The 1,295-nt window shown below is 64.4% G+C and carries 1 pseudogene; it reads right to left on the bottom strand.

Annotated features, from left to right (window positions below):
* Positions 1-1,281: pseudogene (locus AB4074_RS24760) on the bottom strand (pyruvate dehydrogenase (acetyl-transferring), homodimeric type); the annotation flags it as partial.
* Positions 1,282-1,295 lie beyond the last annotated feature (14 nt).

Here is a 1,295-nt window from a genome sequence, read left to right as displayed (position 1 = left end):
GGTGAGTTTCTTCATTTGGTGGGTCGCGTTGCGGCCCTCGAAGTGGGGTCCGAGTCCGTAGCCCTTGACGGTCTTGGCCAGGATCACGGTGGGTTTGCCCTTGAACTCGGCCGCGGCCTTGTACGCGGCGTAGACCTTGCGGTAGTCGTGSCCGCCGCGTTTGAGGTTCCAGATCTGCTCGTCGTCCAGGTCCGCGACCATGTCCTTGGTCGCCGGGGTCTTCCCGAAGAAGTGTTCCCGGACGAACCCGCCGGATTCGGCCTTGTAGGTCTGGTAGTCCCCGTCGACGGTTTCGTTCATGATCTTCACYAGGGACCCGTCGGTGTCCTTGGCCAGGAGGTCATCCCATTCCCGGCCCCAGACGACCTTGATGACGTTCCAGCCCGCGCCGCGGAAGAACGCCTCCAGTTCCTGCATGATCTTCCCGTTGCCCCGGACCGGCCCGTCCAGGCGCTGGAGGTTGCAGTTGATCACGAAGTTCAGGTTGTCCAGGTTCTCGTTCGCGGCGAGCTGGAGCAGGCCGCGGGACTCGGGCTCGTCCATTTCCCCGTCGCCCAGGAACGCCCAGACCTGCTGGTCACTGGTGTCTTTGAGGCCGCGGTCGTGCAGGTAGCGGTTGGACTGGGCCTGGTAGATCGCGTTCATCGGGCCGATGCCCATGGACACGGTCGGGAATTCCCAGAACGAGGGCATCAGGCGCGGGTGCGGGTAGGAAGAGAGGGCGTGGCCTTGTTTGGACTTTTCCTGCCGGAACCCGTCCAGGTCCTCCTCGGAGAGCCGGCCTTCCATGAACGCCCTGGCGTACATGCCCGGGGACGCGTGTCCCTGGAAGAAGACCTGGTCCCCGCCGGAGGCGTGGTCCTTGCCGCGGAAGAAATGGTTGAAGCCGACCTCGTACAGGGTCGCGGCCCCGGCATAGGTGGAAATGTGCCCGCCCACCCCGATGTCGGACCGCTGTGCCCGGTGCACCATCACGGCCGCGTTCCAGCGCATGTACGCCCGGTACCGGCGCTCGAACTCCTCGTTGCCCGGGAACGGCGCTTCCTGGTCCGCCGGGATCGTGTTCACGTAATCGGTGGTCGTCACCATCGGCACCCCCACCGACTGGGACCCCGCCCGCTGAAGCAGGCTGCGCATGATGAACTGCGCCCGCTCCGTGCCCTGCTCCCTGATCAACGCATCCAAAGACTCAACCCACTCGGCAGTCTCTTCCGGATCACGATCAGGCAGCTGGGAAGTCAACCCGCTAAGGATGTGTGAGGTCTCTTCTCCTGCAGCCACGTCCAACCTCTCTT

This window comes from Arthrobacter sp. 2MCAF14, assembly GCF_052115645.1.
In the GTDB taxonomy this organism is placed as follows: Bacteria; Actinomycetota; Actinomycetes; order Actinomycetales; family Micrococcaceae; genus Arthrobacter.
Note: the sequence above shows the minus strand (reverse complement) of the source record. Positions and strands in the feature narration are given on the sequence as shown.